This is a genomic window from Streptomyces sp. NPDC001401 (assembly GCF_042895385.1).
In the GTDB taxonomy this organism is placed as follows: domain Bacteria; phylum Actinomycetota; class Actinomycetes; order Streptomycetales; family Streptomycetaceae; genus Streptomyces.
In genome coordinates this window covers 377,771-393,653 of record NZ_JBIAWI010000008.1, presented here as the reverse complement: position 1 = coordinate 393,653, position 15,883 = coordinate 377,771, and the positions used below count along the sequence as shown (strand labels likewise).

At 69.1% G+C, this 15,883-nt stretch carries 12 protein-coding genes; 2 read left to right on the top strand and 10 right to left on the bottom strand.

The window, feature by feature from the left end:
* Positions 1 to 333: 333 nt before the first annotated feature.
* Entirely contained in the window at positions 334 to 2,277 is a 1,944-nt protein-coding gene (locus ACFY10_RS27345; protein WP_390667834.1) for an acyl-CoA dehydrogenase family protein, read from the bottom strand.
* 112 nt (positions 2,278 to 2,389) lie between these two features.
* Complete coding sequence (locus ACFY10_RS27340; RefSeq protein ID WP_390667833.1) at positions 2,390 to 2,638, bottom strand: hypothetical protein; 249 nt, start codon at positions 2,636 to 2,638, stop codon at positions 2,390 to 2,392.
* 229 nt (positions 2,639 to 2,867) lie between these two features.
* On the opposite strand from ACFY10_RS27340, the gene ACFY10_RS27335 reads away from it, so the two are divergent.
* A complete protein-coding gene (locus tag ACFY10_RS27335; protein ID WP_390667886.1) occupies positions 2,868 to 3,884 on the top strand; it encodes a LacI family DNA-binding transcriptional regulator in 1,017 nt (338 codons plus the stop codon).
* A 54-nt stretch (positions 3,885 to 3,938) separates the two neighbouring features.
* Positions 3,939 to 5,993: a TIM-barrel domain-containing protein gene (locus ACFY10_RS27330; protein ID WP_390667832.1), complete on the top strand. Its 2,055-nt coding sequence runs from the start codon at positions 3,939 to 3,941 to the stop codon at positions 5,991 to 5,993.
* Between the two features lie 95 nt (positions 5,994 to 6,088).
* On the opposite strand, the gene ACFY10_RS27325 is transcribed toward ACFY10_RS27330, so the two are convergent.
* From ACFY10_RS27325 to ACFY10_RS27290, 8 genes are all read right to left on the bottom strand, one after another.
* Positions 6,089 to 6,679 (bottom strand): chorismate mutase, encoded by a 591-nt coding sequence (locus ACFY10_RS27325; protein ID WP_390667831.1) that lies wholly within the window; start codon positions 6,677 to 6,679, stop codon positions 6,089 to 6,091.
* A 35-nt stretch (positions 6,680 to 6,714) separates the two neighbouring features.
* Positions 6,715 to 7,428, bottom strand: a complete 714-nt coding sequence (locus ACFY10_RS27320; RefSeq protein WP_390667830.1) for a hypothetical protein — start codon at positions 7,426 to 7,428, stop codon at positions 6,715 to 6,717.
* 38 nt (positions 7,429 to 7,466) lie between these two features.
* Positions 7,467 to 9,659, bottom strand: coding sequence for a glycoside hydrolase N-terminal domain-containing protein (locus tag ACFY10_RS27315; RefSeq protein WP_390667885.1), 2,193 nt, complete (start codon positions 9,657 to 9,659; stop codon positions 7,467 to 7,469).
* A 20-nt stretch (positions 9,660 to 9,679) separates the two neighbouring features.
* Complete coding sequence (locus ACFY10_RS27310) at positions 9,680 to 11,650, bottom strand: beta-galactosidase (RefSeq protein ID WP_390667829.1); 1,971 nt, start codon at positions 11,648 to 11,650, stop codon at positions 9,680 to 9,682.
* Positions 11,650 to 11,802 carry a hypothetical protein gene (locus ACFY10_RS27305; RefSeq protein ID WP_390667828.1) on the bottom strand — a complete coding sequence of 51 codons (153 nt, stop codon included), beginning with the start codon at positions 11,800 to 11,802 and terminating at the stop codon, positions 11,650 to 11,652. Before ACFY10_RS27305 ends, ACFY10_RS27310 begins: the two co-directional genes overlap by 1 nt.
* Before the next feature lie 153 nt (positions 11,803 to 11,955).
* Positions 11,956 to 12,894 carry a carbohydrate ABC transporter permease gene (locus ACFY10_RS27300; protein ID WP_390667827.1) on the bottom strand — a complete coding sequence of 313 codons (939 nt, stop codon included), beginning with the start codon at positions 12,892 to 12,894 and terminating at the stop codon, positions 11,956 to 11,958.
* Positions 12,891 to 13,925, bottom strand: coding sequence for an ABC transporter permease (locus ACFY10_RS27295; RefSeq protein ID WP_390667826.1), 1,035 nt, complete (start codon positions 13,923 to 13,925; stop codon positions 12,891 to 12,893). The genes ACFY10_RS27300 and ACFY10_RS27295 overlap by 4 nt, the downstream gene beginning before the upstream one ends.
* Before the next feature lie 27 nt (positions 13,926 to 13,952).
* Entirely contained in the window at positions 13,953 to 15,647 is a 1,695-nt protein-coding gene (locus ACFY10_RS27290) for an extracellular solute-binding protein (RefSeq protein WP_390667825.1), read from the bottom strand.
* Between the last annotated feature and the right edge of the window lie 236 nt (positions 15,648 to 15,883).

Below are 15,883 nucleotides of genomic sequence, written 5' to 3'. Positions count from 1 at the left end.
TCGGGCGGGTGGCTTGTCGCGCTCTGCGGGGGTTGAAGCGGGATCCCTCCTTGGGGGCTGCCCGGCGGATCGGCTCGGCGTCGCGGGTCCGGCACGCGCTCCCCCACTGCCTGAAAGGCGTGGGGGGACCCCAGCCGCGTCACCGTCGGCCGCCTGCAGCTGCACGCTCCCCCACTCTCGGCTTCGTTCGAGCGGCGGGACCCCTATGACCGCGCTCGGGTCGGCCGGCAGGAGCCGTTCCCTCCAGCCGGCCCGATCCGCCGGACAGCCCCCGGCGAAACCGCCGTGAAGATCACGCGCCGGGGGGAGGTCCCTTCGGAAGGTGCCGGGAGGTCAGTTGATGGGGCGGTGCAGGTTTTCCTTCGCCGAGGGTCCGGGGTCCGCCGCGGCGATCCACGGCCCCTCGCCCGAGGGGTCGACGATGCCGTCCTCCAGCCACTCGTACGTGCCCGACATGATGCCCTTGACCAGCTTGCGGTCGAGGTCGTCGGTGTTGGTCCACAGGCGGTCGAAGAGTTCCTCGACGCGGATGCGGGACTGGCTGCAGAAGACGTCGGCGAGCTGGTAGGCCTCGCGGCCGTGCTCGCCCTGGCTGCGCAGGAGTTCGGCCCGTACGCAGGCCGCGCTCATCGCGAAGAGTTCCGCGCCGATGTCGACGATGCGGCCGAGGAAGCCCTGCTTGGTCTCCATCTTTCCCTGCCAGCGGGACATGGCGTAGAAGGTGGAGCGGGCCAGCTTGCGGGCGTGCCGTTCGACGTAGCGCAGGTGCGGGGAGAGGTCGACGCCGTGCTTGAACTCGCCGTAGGAGACCGGGAGTTGCCCCGGTCCGGCGACCAGCTTGGGGAGCCACTTGGCGTAGAAGACGCCTGCGTTCGCGCCCGCCTTCGCCTTCTCCTGCAGGGACTTCTCGGGGTCGATGAGGTCGCCGGCCACCGACAGGTGGGCGTCGACCGCCTCGCGCGCGATCAGCAGGTGCATGATCTCGGTCGAGCCCTCGAAGATGCGGTTGATGCGCAGGTCGCGCAGGACCTGTTCGGCTGGGACGGCCCGTTCGCCGCGTGCGGCCAGGGAGGCTGCCGTCTCGAAGCCGCGGCCGCCGCGGATCTGGACGAGTTCGTCGGCGATGAGCCAGGCCATCTCCGAGGAGAAGAGCTTGGCCAGGGCGCCCTCGATGCGGATGTCGTTGCGGTTCTCGTCGGCCATCTGCGAGGACAGGTCGAGTACGGCCTCCAGGGCGAAGGTCGTCGCCGCGATGAAGGAGATCTTCGAGCCGACGGCCTCGTGGTGGGCGATGGGCTTGCCCCACTGCTCGCGGGCCGCGGACCACTCGCGGGCGATCTTCAGGCACCACTTGCCGGCGGCCACGCAGGAGGCGGGGAGGGAGAGCCGGCCGGTGTTGAGCGTGGTGAGCGCGATCTTGAGGCCCGCGCCCTCCGGGCCGATGCGGTTCGCCGCCGGGACCCGGACCTGGTGGAAGCGGGTGACGCCGTTCTCGATGCCGCGCAGGCCCATGAAGGCGTTGCGGTTCTCGACCGTGATGCCGGGCGAGTTGGTCTCCACGACGAACGCGGTGATGCCGCCCTTGTGGCCCTCGCTCTTCGGCACCCGTGCCATCACGACCAGCAGGTCGGCGACGACGCCGTTGGTGGTCCACAGCTTCACGCCGTCGAGGACGTAGTCGTCCCCGTCGGGCACTGCGCTGGTCGCGAGCCGGGCCGGGTCGGAGCCGACGTCCGGCTCGGTGAGCAGGAAGGCGCTGATGTCGGTGCGGGCGCAGCGCGGCAGGAACTGCTCCTTCTGCTCGGCCGTGCCGAACAGCTTCAGCGGCTGCGGTACGCCGATCGACTGGTGCGCAGACAGCAGTACGCCGATCGCCGGGCAGGCCGAGCCCGCCAGCGCGAGCGCCTTGTTGTAGTACACCTGGGTGAGGCCGAGGCCGCCGTACTTGGTGTCGATCTTCATGCCGAGGGCGCCGATCTCCTTGAGGCCGTTGACGACCTCGTCGGGGATGCGGGCCTCGCGCTCGATCAGCGCGCCGTCCACCTTCGTCTCGCAGAAGTCGCGGAGCTTGGCGAGGAACTGCTCGCCGCGCTGGACGTCCTCGGTGGCCGGGGTGGGGTGCGGGTGGATGAGGTCGAGGCGGAAGCGGCCGAGGAAGAGTTCCTTGGCGAAGCTCGGCTTGCGCCAGTCCTGTTCACGGGCCGCCTCCGCCACCTGGCGGGCCTCGCGTTCGGTGACGGTGGGGCGTCGGGAAGAGGGTGCGGGTGCTGCGGACATGGGGGCCACCTCGCCGCGAATCGGGATCTTGGTCCAGTTTTGGTTACCGACGGGTGCTACCCGATCGTATGTACCCGATTCGGGGCGAGGCCACCACCCTTTGCGCAGCCGTTCAGCCGATGTTGACGGAGTACGACTTCGTGTCCAGACGCCCCGCGCCCTTGAAGACCTCGGCGCCTGCCTCGATGCCGGAGACGTATTTGTCGTTGCCGAGGAGCTTGCGCCGGACGAGTGCCTGGGGGAAGGCGTCCAGGTCGAGGGTGGCCTTCGTGGTGTTGCTGCGGCGGACGGCAGCGAGGGCGACCGCGGAGGCGAGAAGGGTCTTCGTCTTCTTGGACAGGCGCGGTCTGCGGTGTTGCATCGGGGGTCCCTCCGGGGGGACGGTTCGGGTACGACCTCTCTGTGACTGCCGACGGCCGGGGAGGTTGCCGCGCCCACAGAAACGACACCGCGGAAAAGAAAGCTGTCGAAGCGCTTCGACAACCTATGGACACCCACCCTCGCTAGAGCTAGTGTCGAACCACCCTCACACGCCCCTGTTCGCAATGCGCACTGTCGAAGCGCTTCACACACACCGCTTGGAGAGCCGGATGGTCACCCTCGCCGAGGTCGCCCAGCACGCCGGAGTCTCGGCGAGCACGGTGAGCTATGTCCTCAGCGGCAAGCGGTCCATCTCCACGATCACCCGGCTGCGGGTCGAGCAGTCCATCCGCGAGCTCGGCTACCACCCGAACGCGGGCGCGCGGGCCCTGGCCAGCAGCAAGTCGAACATCATCGCGCTGATGGTCCCGCTGCGCACCGACATGTATGTGCCGGTGATGATGGAGATCGCCATCGCGGTCGCCACCACGGCCCGGACGCACGGGTACGACGTCCTGCTGCTGACCGGCGAGGAGGGCCCCGACGCGGTGCGCCGGGTCACCGGCAGCGGGCTCGCCGACGCGATGATCCTGATGGACGTCGAACTCGACGACGAGCGGCTGCCGTTGCTGCGCGGGACCGACCAGCCGTCGGTACTCATCGGCCTCCCCGCCGACACCTCCGGACTCACCTGCGTCGACCTCGACTTCAGGGCGACCGGCGCACTGTGCGTGGAGCACCTCGCGATGCTCGGCCACCGCGACATCGCTGTCATAGGAGAGGCCCCCGCCGTCTACGAGCGGCATACGGGTTTCGCCGAGCGCACCCTCGACGGACTGCGGTCGCGCGCCCAGGAGTTGGGCGTACGGCTGCTGCACCGGCCGTGCGAGGGCGGGTACGACGCCATGGCCGTCACCCTCGCCCGCATTCTCGACGAGCGGCCGGGCACCACCGGCTTCGTCGTGCAGAACGAGTCGGCGGTCGAGCCACTGCTCGCCCTGCTCCGCCAGCAGGGCCGTGCCGTGCCCGAGGACGTGTCGGTGGTCGCGGTCTGCCCGGACCAGGTCGCCGTGCAGGCCTCGGTGCGCCTGACGTCCGTCGCCATCCCCGCGCAGGAGATGGGCCGGCATGCCGTGGAGCGTCTGGTCGCCAAGCTCGACGGCCGGGGCACTGACGAAGTCGTGTTGATCGCACCGGAGTTGACGGTGCGCGCGAGCACGGGCCCGGCGCCCTCCGGTACTTCCTGATCCCGCTCTTCCGTGCCCTCCGGGCACCCTTATGTCCTTTCGGGAGCACCCTTCGTGAACCAGTCTGCCGAAAACCGGCCCGAGGTCAGCCTCGCTCAGTCGTCACCCACCGTCGGCACCTTCCGGGAGCGGGACGGCGCGCTGGAGTGGAGCGGCCGCCAGGAGACCCTCCGTATCGAACCGTGGGGTCCGGACGCGGTCCGGGTGCGTGCCCGGCTCGGCGGCCCGATCCTCGAGGGCCTGCCGGGCGCCCTGCTCGACGCGGCACCGGCCACCGAGAGCAGCGTCAAGATCGGTGACGGGGAAGGGCAGTTGACCGTCGGCGCCCTCACCGTGGAGGTGAGCGCCGAGGGCCTGATCCGCTTCCTGCGCACGGACGACGGCAGCGAGGTGCTGGCCGAGGAACGTGCGCATTTCTGGTGGCCGGGCTCCCGCCTCTACACCGCCGTCGGCAACGGCCACCACCGTCTGGAGCAGCGCTTCGCCGCCTACGACGACGAGAAGCTGTACGGCCTCGGCCAGCACCAGCACGGCCGCCTCGACCAGAAGGGCCTGGTCCTCGACCTGGTCCAGCGCAACGCCGAGGTCGGCATCCCGGTGCTCTCCTCCAGCCGCGGCTACACCCTGCTGTGGAACAACCCGGCCATCGGCCGCGTGGAGCTGGCGCACAACGGCACCCGCTGGGTGGCCGACTCCGCCCGCCAGATCGACTACTGGATCACCGCGGGCACCCCGGCCGACGGCCAGCGCCGCTACAGCGCGGTGACGGGCCGTACGCCGATGCTGCCGGAGTGGGCGGCCGGCTTCTGGCAGTGCAAGCTGCGCTACCGCACGCAGGACGAACTCCTCGCGGTGGCAAGGGAGTACAAGCGCCGGGGCCTGCCCATCTCCGCCATCGTGTGCGACTTCTTCCACTGGACGCACCTGGGCGAGTGGAAGTTCGACCTCGACGAGTGGCCGGACCCCGCGGCGATGGTGCGCGAGCTGGCGGAACTCGGCATCAAGCTGGTGGTGAGCGTGTGGCCGTCCGTGTCGCCGCTGAGCGAGAACCACCCGGTGATGGAGCAGCGCGGCTACTTCATCGGCACCCAGTACGGCCCGATGGCGCACGCGGACTGGCCCGACAAGGGGGTCGCCTCCACCGTTCAGGTCGCCTTCTACGACGCCACGAACCCGGACGCCCGTGATTTCGTGTGGTCGCGCGTGAAGGAGAACTACCTGGAGCCGTACGGCATCACGGCCTTCTGGCTGGACGCCTGCGAGCCCGAGCTCAAGCCGGGCTTCCAGGAGAACCTGCGCTACTGGTCGGGCCCCGGCCTGGAGGTCGGCAACAGCTACCCCGCCGAGAACTCCCGCACCTTCTACGAGGGCCTGCGCGCACAGGGCGAGGAGGTCATCACCCTCAACCGCTCGGCCTGGGCGGGCAGTCAGCGCTACGGCGCCGCCCTGTGGTCCGGCGACATCGGCACCGACTTCCCGACCCTGCGCCGCCAGATCGCGGCCGGCCTCAACACGGCCCTCTCCGGCATCCCCTGGTGGAACACGGACATCGGCGGCTTCCACGGCGGCGACCCGGACGACCCGGCGTACCGCGAGGTCATGGTGCGGTGGTTCCAGTTCGGGGCCCTGTCCCCCGTGATGCGGCTGCACGGGTTCCGTGACCCGGGTATGCCACTGGGGCCGAAGATGACCGGCGGGCCGAACGAGGTGTGGTCCTACGGCGAGGAGGCCGGGGCGATCCTGGAGAAGTATCTGCGGCTGCGGGAGCGGCTGAAGCCGTACGTTCTGGACGTCATGCGGGAGGCGCATGAGGAGGGGTTGCCGGTGATGCGGCCGCTGTTCCTGGAGTTTCCTCAGGACCAGGCGGCCTGGGCGGTGGACGATGCGTATCTGTTCGGGCGGGATCTGCTGGTGGCGCCGGTGCTTACGGCTGGCGCGAGCGCCCGGACCACCTATCTTCCGGCGGGGGCCACGTGGACGGATGCGTGGACCGGTCGGACGTACGCGGGCGGTGCGGCCGTGACGGTCGATGCGCCGTTGGATCGGATTCCGCTGTTCCTGCGGGACGCTGCGCGGCTGCCTGTTGCTTCGGAGGAAGTGCCGCGGTAGGTCGTCGATCGGCTGCGGCCTCGTTGTGGCTGGTCGCGCAGTTCCCCGCGCCCCTGAAAACGGGGCGCGGGATGGCCCCTGCTCCAGAGGGACCGTCAGTTGCGGCAGACGGAGACGAGGGAGCGGACCAGGGCGCCGGTGTGCAGCAGGTCCGGGTGCTTCTCGTGGTGGACCTCGATCACGGCCACGGTGAGTTCGGGGCGGCAGGTCGGGGCGGTGCGCTGTGGGGTGGAGTCGGCGACGGCCTGGACGAGGTCCGTGTTGATGCGGTTGATGGTCTGGCGGACCACGTTCAGGTCGGGCTTGGTGGTCGGGGCCTGGTCGGGGTGGGCGGTCCAGCGGGCGTAAAGGGCGCGCTGGACGGCCTTGTTGGCCTCGATCTGGTCGCGGAAGATGCGGCGGATCTCGTCGGGGTCGGCGCCGATCTGCCGGGCCTGGGCGGCCACGTTGTCGAGGACCACCTGTTCGCGGGCGGGGTCGTCGATGGGGCTGTCGGTGCCCCACTTGGCCGCGGCCACCAGGTCGGCGGTGGCGAGGCGTTCGGCGGCGAGGGAGGCCACCGGGTGCAGGGGGGATGACATGGGGGGCAAGGAGGGGAACGTGGGGGCCGCTGCCGCGGTGCCTGGTATGGCGAGCAGCGCGGCAGCGGCCATCAGCGTGCTGCGGAGGGGGGTGATGATGGACATGGGGTCCATCAAACCTCACCCCGTCCGCAACAACCTCAACTGCTGCTGACGCTCTCGCTGTTGACGACGAAGTCCAGACCGCCGGACGAGGACGTGATCTCGAAGCCGAACTGGAAGTCCCCGATGGTCACGTTGCCGAACCAGCCCTTGGTGTCCTTGATCCACTTCAGGATCGGCAGGACGTTGACGGTGCCGGAGCCGGAGTTGGAGGTGCGGACGAACGAGAACACGTCGTTGGAGCCGTTGTTGCCCTTGTAGACGGTCCAGGTGTGGCCGCCGAGGGTGAGGTTGCCCTGCGAGGTGCCGAGCGGGCCGACGGCTCCGGTCTTGTTGACCCAGAGCATGATCTCGTACTTGTGGTTCGTGTCCCAGATGTCGTACGACGTGTTGTACGCGCCGGACGACGGGACCGAGACGTTGTAGCTGCTGGAGAGCGAACCGAGCGAGGTGATCGACTTGTTGATCACCTTCTTGGCGTTGGGGTAGGACTTGATGCCGCCGGTGTTGGGGTGGTTGGCGTTGACGCCCCAGTTGGTGCCGGAGTTGGCCCATATGCACTGGGCGCCGGCGCCGGAGCCCCAGATGTTGTTGTAGAGGGTGTAGCCGTTCAGCGTGGTGTTGCCCCACTGGTCGCAGGAGCTCCAGACGGCGGCGGAGGCGGGGGCGGACGCGAGGCCGACGGTGGCGCCGATGGCCATCGCCGGAGCCAGTACGGCCATGGTGACCTTGCGCAGAGTGCTCTTTGCCATGGTGTCCCTTCCATGGGTGGGGGGAGTTGCGGGGGTGGTTACCACGCCCCCAGGGCGAGGACGTGGTCTTCTCCGGCGACGAGGTCGAGCGGTCCGGCACCGGCGGAAGTCCTGAGTTCGATGCGGTGCGTACGGGTGGGGCGCAGCACCGCCGTCGTTTCCTGCGGGTTCCAGGTGAGGTCGAGTTCCGCCCCGAACCGGGTGCGGATGCCGAGGAGTTGACCCTTGGGGTATGCCGTCGGAAGGGCAGGGAGCAGGACCAGGCGGTCCGGGGTCGACTGCACGAGCATCTCGATCAGCACGGCGGGCAGGGTGTGTGCGGCGTCGGCGTTGTAGACGTCGCGGTCCGGGTAGTGCGCGCTCATCAGCGAGGCGTGGAAGAAGTCGCCCTTGAGGACCTGGCCGAGGGCGTGCGCGACCCGTTCGCCGTCGCGCAGCCGGGCGGCGACGAGGGCGTGGTGCAGATGACCGTGGGCGGAGTCGTTCTCGGCGCCGCGCAGTTCGAGGGCGCGGTGGGCGGCGGCCGCGAGGTCCGGGGTGTCGTACGGGTTGATCTCGTCCAGCGGCCAGACGCCGTAGAGGTGGCTGAGATGACGGTGGTCGTAGGTGTCGTCGAGGCCGGGCCAGGCCCATTCGGCGAGGGCGCCGTCGGCGTTGATCCGGTGCGGCGGGAGCCGGTCGGCGAGGGCTCGCCAACGGTCCCCGTCCGGCCCCGGGTGGTACTCGGCTGCCGTCAGCAGGGCGTGCCGGGCGGCCGAGAGGTCCATGGCCGCGTTGATCGCGCCCCAGCTCGCGTTCGCCGGGCGGTTCTCCGGCGAGTAGGACGGGACGACGACGAGATTTCCGTCCTTGTCGGTCCGGGTGAGGAAGTCCTCGTAGAACTGGGCGACTTGGGCGAGTGCGTGGGCGGTACGGGGGTCCCGGCAGCCGTTGGTCTCGTCGTGGTCGACGAGGGGCTTGAGCAGCCAGTCGGCGCCCGCGGTCCACAGGTGCAGGGGGTATTCGCGACTGAAGTGGTACGTCAGCCCGGACTCGCCGTCGGTGTGGGCGGGGGCGACGACGCCGCGGGCGCCGAAGACCGCGCGGGCGTTCTCGGCCCAGTCGGGAAGCTGACGCTGAATCAGGGATGCGTGGGCTGCCGTGACTTCGGGAAGGGCAGCGGTTGCTGCGGAGGCGGTCTGGAGGTTGAGGTTGGCGTCGTTGGTGAACGCACCCGACCATGCCGTGTTCCAGTCGCCGGTCCACAGGCCGACCAGGCGGGGCGGGAGCAGTCCGGCGGCGGAGAGCAGGTGGTAGCGGCCGGCCGCGAAGAGGCGCTCCAGGAGGGCGGGGCTGTCGGGGTGGACGAGCAACTCCGAGCCGGACAGGGAGCGTTCGGCCGGGTCCGCGTCCAGGTCGAGGGTGACGCGCTCGTACGCGGTGCGGTGGAGGGCGGTGTGGCGGTCCAGAAGAGTGGCGTACGGGTCCTCGCCGGCCGGCAGCAGTTCGCGCAGGGCACGGGCGTGGGGCGTCGTGTCCAGCTCGCCGGTGTGCCGCAGCACCCGGGTCAGCAGCAGGACCGACTCCGCGCCCACGACCCGTACGCCGGGGGGCGTGAGCGTCGTACGGCCGCCGGTGACCACGACGAGCGTCACTCCGGTGTACGCCGTGTCGTTGCCGGGGTAGCGGACGCGCAGGGTGAGCAGGGCGCCCTCGGGGGTGAGGACCGCTCCGTCGCCGACGGCGAGGCCCGGAGGTGCGCCCGGCAGGCGGTGGTCCAGGGCGATGTCGAGGTCGGCGGCCGTGATGTGCTGGACGATCACGTCGTCGGCCCGCGACACGAAGACGCGGCTGCTCCAGCCCTCGCACACCGCCTTCACGACACCGGTGGTGAAGTCGACGGAACGGCGGTAGCGGCGCGGCTCCGCGCCGGACGGTCTGCGCAGCCGTACCTGGAAGGCGGGGTGGAAGGGCTGGACCCACTGGAGGTCGCGTCCGTCGGTGAAGGTCTCGGCGGCATGCAGCTCGCCGGCCAGCAACTGGTCCTGCAGGAGCGGTAGTTGGGCGGCGAGGCGGGGAGGTCCGGCGTTCTCGCTGCCGTTGGGACGGACGAGGGTGTGATGGGTGACGACAACCCGTTCGTCGTTCGCATCGCCGAACACAAGAACGCCGTGGTGGCCGTTGCCGCTCAGGAAGCCGTCCTCCCAGCGGGTGGCGGGGAGGGGTTCCCAGGTTCCGTGGACGATGTTCATGGGGGTGTTCATGGGTGTGTTCATGGACGCAACACCACCACGCCGTACCGGCCGAGCGTGAACCCGCCCTCGACGGTCGCGCCCGTCAGCAGGTCGTGGTGGGTGCCCGGCACCTGCACGGTCACCGGCTCCCGCCCGTGGTTGAGCACGAAGAGCAGGTCGCCGCGGCGGACCGCCTCGACCCGGTCGGGCAGGCCGTCGAGGACGGGACGGGCACCCGCGTCGGCCGCGATCCCGGCGAGCAGCACGCGCAGCGCGTGCGGCTCGGGGAGCGTGGAGAGGTACCAGGCGCGGCCGTTACGGAGAACGGCGGGCATCCCGTCGAGTTCGCCGCCCTTGTAAGCGGCTTCGACCGACGCGTCCCCGGCCGCCTCGATCTCCTCCGACCACAGGGTCCCGCGGAAACCGTCGGTCTCGACGGTCTCGTCCGCGTCCAGCGGCCACCACTCGTGCAGCGTGCGGATACCGAACAGCTCGCGCAGGCGGGGGTCCATGCCGCCGGGGCGCACCCGGTCGTCCTCGTCGGCGACACCGGTCAGGAACCCGCAGACGAGGGTGCCGCCGCCGTGGACGTAGGCGAGGAGGTTGTCGATCGCCGCGTCCGTGAGGGCGTACAGCTGGGGGACCACCACCAACTTGTAGGCGCTGAGGTCGTGTTCGGGGTGGGCGAAGTCGGTGGTGAGGTGGGCCTGCCACAGGGCGCGGTGCCAGGAGGTCAGGACCTGGGCGCAGTCGACCTCGGTCGAGAGCCTGCCCTCGTGGGCGCCGGCCCACCAGGAGTGCCAGTCGTGCAGAATCGCGATGTCACCGCGACTGTGACTGACCGTCACCTCCCTGCCGATCCGGGCGAGTTCGGCGCCGAGCTGCTTGACCTCCTGGTACGTACGCCCCTCCTCCCCCGCATGGCTGACCATCCCGGAGTGGAACTTCTCCGCTCCCTGCCGGGACTGGCGCCACTGGAAGTAGCAGACGACGTCGGCACCGCGGGCGACGGCCTGCAGCGACCAGAGGCGATTGAGGCCGCGCGGCTTGGGGTGGTTGACCCCGCGCCAGTTGACCGGTCCCGCCGCCTGCTCCATCAGCATCCAGGGACCGCGGGCCTGTGAGCGGGTCATGTCCTGGACGAGGGCGCCGTGCTGTGCACCGAGGGGATCGCGCGGATCCGGGTAGAGGTCGACGGAGACGACGTCCTCTTCCTCCACCCACCGCCAGGCGTCCTGCCCGACCCACAACGGCATGAAGTTGGTGGTGACCGGAATGTTGGACGGCGTATGACGGCGGACGATGTCGCGCTCGGCGACGAAGCACTCCAGGAGCATGTCGGACGTGAAGCGTTTGAAGTCCAGCACCTGGCCGGGGTTCTTCAGGTAGTGGGCGTGGCGGGGCGGCAGAACCTCGGCCCAGTCGCCGTAGCCCTGACTCCAGAAGGCAGTTCCCCAGGCGGAGTTGAGGGCGTCGAGGGTGGCGTACTTCTGCTGCAGCCAGCGGCGGAAACGGGCGGCGGCCTCGTCGCCCCAGTCGTAGGTGCAGTACTCGTTGTTGATGTGCCACATGGTGAGGGCGGGGTGGCCGCCGTAGCGGGCGGCCAGGTCCTCGGTGATGGCGGCGGCGTAGCGCCGGTAGGCGGCGCTGGAGTGCGAGAAGTGCTGGCGGCCGCCCCACCATTCGGTGCGGCCGTCCTCGTCGCGGGGCAGGGTCTCGGGGTGCAGTCGGCCGAGCCACGGCGGGGGCGAGGAGGTGGGGGTGGCGAGCACGACACCGATGCCGTTGTCGTGCATGAGGCCCATCAGCCTGTCGAGCCAGCCGAACTCCCGCTCCCCCGGCCGGGGTTCGAGCCTGGCCCAGGAGAAGACACCGAGGGTGACGGAGTTGACGCCGGCGTCGCGCATGAGCCGTACGTCCTCGTGCCAGGTCTCCTCGGGCCACTGCTCGGGGTTGTAGTCGCCGCCGAAGAGGATGCGGCCGCGGGTGGCGTCACTCAGGTCCGGCATCAGACAGGCTCCCCGTACTGGATCCCGCGCACGTTGGTGGCGCTGCCGTCGGCGTTGGTGGCGATGGGCCCCGGTGCGTCGTGGGCGGTGGGCGCGGCGGCGGCCGCGGTCCCGGCAAGAACGGCCCGGCGGCTCAGGCGGGACGTGAGCATGACACACACCTCGTTCTAAAAGAGTGGGGATGGGTAGCGCCCCAAAGGGGCGCGGGGCTGCATCGATTTGCGGCTCCGCCGCGTGGGCGCGACCAGCCACAACGCACCCGCAGTCGCCATACGACCGAACACCCCTGCCCAATAGGCGACCGGTCAGCCCTTAACCGCGCCAGTCAGCATGCCCTTCTTGAAATGCCGCTGCACAAACGGCGACAAAACAGCCACCGGCAACAACGCCACCACCATGACAGCCATCTGCACCGCCAGCCCCGACAACTGCCCAGTCCGAATGGCCTGCCCCAGCCCAACCGGCGCCTCGCGCTTCTGCACAAGCTGGATCATGACGTTCTGCAACGGCATCATGTCCTGGTCGTTCAGATAAAGGGACGCGTTGAACCACGCACTCCAATACCCCACGGCATAAAACAGCGTGATAACGGCCAGCACCGCACGCGACAGCGGCATCACGATCTGCCACAGAATCCGGAAATCCCCGGCCCCGTCGATCCGCGCGCTGTCGATGAGTTCCTGCGAGATCCCCATGAAGAAGCCGCGCAGGACCAGGATGTTGAACACACTGATCGCACTCGGCAGGATCAGCGCGAGATAGCTGTCCATCAGCCCCAGGGACTGCACGAGCAGATACGTCGGGATGAGACCGGCGCTGAAGAACATCGTCGCCAGCAGCACCATGAGGATCCACCGGTGCCCCAGCGACCCGGTCCGGGACAGCCCGTACGCACACAGCACCGACACCCCCATCGAGAACAGCGTGCCAACCAGGGTGATGAGCACGCTGATGATCGAGGCCCGGGTGACCTGCCCCCCGCTGAGCAGCTCCTTGTACGCGATGAAGGTGATGCCCTTGGGCACCATCACCAGGCCGCCGGCTTCGTCGATGGTCTTGCGGGAGGACAGGCTGGTGACCACGACGATCCACAGCGGGAAGAGGATCCCCAGGCAGGCGAGGGTGAGGACGAGCCCCTTGCCGGCCAGTCCGGCCCTGCTGGGCTCCTCCTCCCACACCGGCCGCGGCGGGGCGCCCCACCGGGACGGCTCCCGTACGGACGGCTTGTCGATGACGGCGGTCATTTCTTGTACACCCCCTGCTCGCCCATGAGATGGGCCACCTTGTTCGCGGCGAGGACCAGTCCAAGGCTGACGACGCCCTTGATCAGACCCGCGGCGGCCGCATAGCCGAAGTCCTGATTGCGCACGCCGTTCCACCACACGAAGGTGTCGAGGACCTCCGCCGCTCCCGGCCCGACGGCATCGCGCTGGAGGAGGATCTGCTCGAACCCGACCGTCAGCGCATCGCCCACGCGCAGCACCAGCAGCAGGGCGACCACCGGCCGCAGCGCCGGCAGGGTGACGTGCCACATCCGCCGCCAGCGCCCGGCACCGTCCATCGCTGCGGCCTCGTACAGGTCCGGGGGGACCGAGGCCAGCGCGGCGAGGAAGACGATGATCCCCCACCCGGCGTCCTTCCACACGCTCTGCGCGGTGACGAGGAACTTGAAGGTCGACGGGTCGGTCATGATGTCCAGGCCGTCGAAGCCGTGTTGCCGCAGGAGTTGCGACAACAGCCCGGCGCCGCCGAACAGTTGCTGGAAGACGGCGATGACCAGCACCCACGAGAAGAAGTGCGGCAGATAGAGGATCGCCTGGGAGAACGCCCGTACCCGGGGCCTGACCACGCTGTTGATGAGCAGCGCGAGCAGGATCGGGATCGGGAAGTACAGCAGCAGCTGGAGGAAGAACAGCACCAGCGTGTTCTGGACGGCACCCCAGAAGGCCGAGTCCGCGAAGATCGCCTGGAAGTTCTCCAGACCCACCCATGGGCTGTGCAGCATCGAGACGATGCCGTTGTCGCTGACGTAGGGGTCGTAGTCCTGGAAGGCGACGACGTTGCCCAGGATGGGCAGGTAGTTGAAGACCAGGAGCAGCACGACGGCCGGCAGCGTCATCAGGAGCAGGACGCGGTCGCGTCTGAACCTGAGCCCGAGGCTCAGCCTGCCCGGATCCTTCTTCTTCCGGGAACCGGTGGCGCCGCCGGACGCCTCCGGGGTCTTCACCGGCGTACTGGCCTCGGCTCTGCTCCGAGGCACCGTGCTGTGGGACACGGCGGTTCTCCTTGCCTCAGTGCCGGGTCAGCTCGCCGCCGAGCCGTTGTCGTCGAGGAGCTTCTTGTACCAGTCGCGCAGCTTGTCGCCGCCCTTGCTCTTCCAGTCGGAGATCCACTGCTGCATGTCGCTGATCGACTTGTGGCCGCGGACCACGTCGTCTTCCATCTGCTCCATGTCGTTGGAGAGATTGGTGAAGCGGGAGGGCTCGGAGATCGTCAGGCCCCAGAAGGACGACTTCTTGGTGAAGGCGCCCATCCGCTGCTGCCACTCGACGCTGGCCTTGGCGATGTCCGGGAAGTCGGGGTGGGCGATGGTGGCGGCCGGGCTCGCGACCATGACGTAGGCGTTGACGACCTCGTTGTTGCCCTTGTCGTTCTTGACGGGCACGCCGTTCTTCATCGTGTAGTGGGTGCCCTCGACGCCGTAGTTGGTCAGCATCCACTCCTTGGTGCCGTACGGCGCCGCGGTGACGTTGGCGACGGCCAGTACGTCACGGATGACGGACTCGGAGGCCTTCTTGCTGACGAACGCGAAGATGCCGGCCGGCTGCTCGGCCCACAGGGTCGGATTGCCGCCGTCGTGGCCGAAGAGGTCCATGCCCCAGATCTTGAAGCTCGGGTTCTGGGTGGCCTGGGCGGCCTGCTGCCCGTACCAGTTGACGATGTTGTTGTTCCAGATCAGGAACTCACCGGCGGCGAACTTGGGGCTGGGGTCGGTGGCCTGGCTCTTGCCCAGCTTGAAGTCTGGGTGGACGTATCCGGCGGCGAACAGCTTGCGGGTCCACTCCAGCGCCTCGAGATACTCGGGGGTCTCGATGCGGTAGGTCATCTTGCCGTCGACGAGGTTCCAGCCGAGCGGCTTCTCCGAGCCGGACATCACGCCGAAGATGTTGAACGCGGTCCACTTCATGTCGCCGCAGGCCCAGCGCTTCGACTTGGGGCTGGTGATCTCCTTGCACAGCGCCGTGAACTCGTCGGCGGACTTGGGGACGTCGTAGCCCGCCTTGTCGAAGAGGTCCTTGCGGTAGAGGGGCACGATGCCCGTGACGTACGGGCCCGGCTGCGGCAGTCCGCGCAGCCGGCCGCCGAAGATCGAGCGCTGCCAGGCGTCCGTCGGGATCGCCGCGAGGTTCGGGTACTCCTTGGCCCTGTCCCCGGACAGATAGGGGCCGAGGTCGGCGAACTTGCCGGTGATGGCGCTGGGTATCTTGCCGCCCATGTTCCAGCTGGGGACGACCACCACGTCCGGGATGTCGCTGGAGGCGAGGACCGCGCCGAGCTTCTGGTCGTAGGTGTTGCCGTCCTGGTTCTGCCAGACGACGTCGACGCCGATCAGGCTGTTCATCGCCGTGTAGTAGGGGTTGTCGCCCTTCGGCGGCGAGCCCCAGAACGGGGACATGATGGTGACCTTGCCGCCCTTGCCCAGCTTCTTCGCCACGGACGTCTTGAGGTCGGCGATGGCCAGCTCACGGGTGAAGCCCATCGCCGAGCCGTTCTTGGCGGGGATGTCGGGCGTCACCACGTTGCTCGCGACGTAGGCCGGCAGCAGCTTCTTCGCGTCCTTGCCCGAGGTGGTGCCCCCGCGGGAGCCGCTGTCCGAACCGCCGCAGGCGGCAAGCAGCGGCATCCCGCCCGCCACTGCTGCGGTGACAACCGCAGTGGAGGCGAGGAAGCTTCTCCGGCTCGGTCCGGACGAGGCGGAAGCGGCGTTCGGCGTCATTGCGTCAACCCTTCATGGCGCACCAGGACACCCGGCGGTGGCCGTCGGCTGCGGTGTCTCGAGTGGAACTGGCTGAGCTGAAGCGATCCTCCGACCCAGGCATCCGACCAATGCAGATCGATCCGCAGTCGAAGCGCTTCGATGTTGCTGTGAGGTTAAGTGAACACCTGGGGGTGCACAAGGGTCGCTTCCAAGATTCCTCCGAGCTGTCACCAACGACCTTTTCTTATGCGCTG

Coding starts and splice junctions, on each gene's coding strand:
- ACFY10_RS27345 (WP_390667834.1), bottom strand. CDS start 2,277: ATGTCCGCAGCACCCGCACCCTCTTCCCGACGCCCCACCGTCACCGAA.
- ACFY10_RS27340 (WP_390667833.1), bottom strand. CDS start 2,638: ATGCAACACCGCAGACCGCGCCTGTCCAAGAAGACGAAGACCCTTCTC.
- ACFY10_RS27335 (WP_390667886.1), top strand. CDS start 2,868: ATGGTCACCCTCGCCGAGGTCGCCCAGCACGCCGGAGTCTCGGCGAGC.
- ACFY10_RS27325 (WP_390667831.1), bottom strand. CDS start 6,679: ATGTCCATCATCACCCCCCTCCGCAGCACGCTGATGGCCGCTGCCGCG.
- ACFY10_RS27320 (WP_390667830.1), bottom strand. CDS start 7,428: ATGGCAAAGAGCACTCTGCGCAAGGTCACCATGGCCGTACTGGCTCCG.
- ACFY10_RS27315 (WP_390667885.1), bottom strand. CDS start 9,659: ATGAACATCGTCCACGGAACCTGGGAACCCCTCCCCGCCACCCGCTGG.
- ACFY10_RS27310 (WP_390667829.1), bottom strand. CDS start 11,650: ATGCCGGACCTGAGTGACGCCACCCGCGGCCGCATCCTCTTCGGCGGC.
- ACFY10_RS27305 (WP_390667828.1), bottom strand. CDS start 11,802: ATGCTCACGTCCCGCCTGAGCCGCCGGGCCGTTCTTGCCGGGACCGCG.
- ACFY10_RS27300 (WP_390667827.1), bottom strand. CDS start 12,894: ATGACCGCCGTCATCGACAAGCCGTCCGTACGGGAGCCGTCCCGGTGG.
- ACFY10_RS27290 (WP_390667825.1), bottom strand. CDS start 15,647: ATGACGCCGAACGCCGCTTCCGCCTCGTCCGGACCGAGCCGGAGAAGC.